This is a genomic window from Micromonospora solifontis (genome assembly GCF_003725545.1).
Classification (GTDB): domain Bacteria; phylum Actinomycetota; class Actinomycetes; order Mycobacteriales; family Micromonosporaceae; genus Micromonospora; species Micromonospora solifontis.
The window spans coordinates 1-448 of record NZ_RJLN01000213.1; the positions used below are offsets into that span (position 1 = coordinate 1).

The 448-nt window shown below is 71.9% G+C and carries 1 pseudogene; it reads left to right on the forward strand.

What is annotated here, in order from left to right:
- Window positions 1-448, forward strand: a pseudogene (locus EFE23_RS28365) (hypothetical protein); the annotation flags it as partial.

The window sequence follows — 448 nt, forward strand, 5'->3', positions numbered from 1 at the left end:
CGACCTGACCCTGAAGGACCTCACCGTCAAGGACGGCAACGCCGCCGAGTTCAAGTACGGCGGCCCGCCGGTGCCGGCGGCGGCCCCGCAGGACGGGACGGACGCCCAGGCCGCGCCGTTGCTGCCGCCGGGACCCGACGGCAAGGAGGGCGACGCGGACGGCGGCGCCCTGCTGGTCGAGCACGGCGGCAGCGCCCACCTGAAGAAGGTGGAGCTGACCCGCAACAACGCCGAGGGCAACGGTGGCGCGATCGCCAACTTCGGCCGGGTCGACGTCGAGAACAGCAAGGTCGAGAACAACCACGCCCGGAAGAACGGTGGCGGCATCTTCAACGTCGGCGTCCTCCGGGTCACCGAGTCCCACGTCGCCGACAACACCGCCGGTGAGAACGGCGGCGGCATCGCCAACGGCAGGGGCAAGGGCAAGGGCCCGCGGGTCCTCATCGAC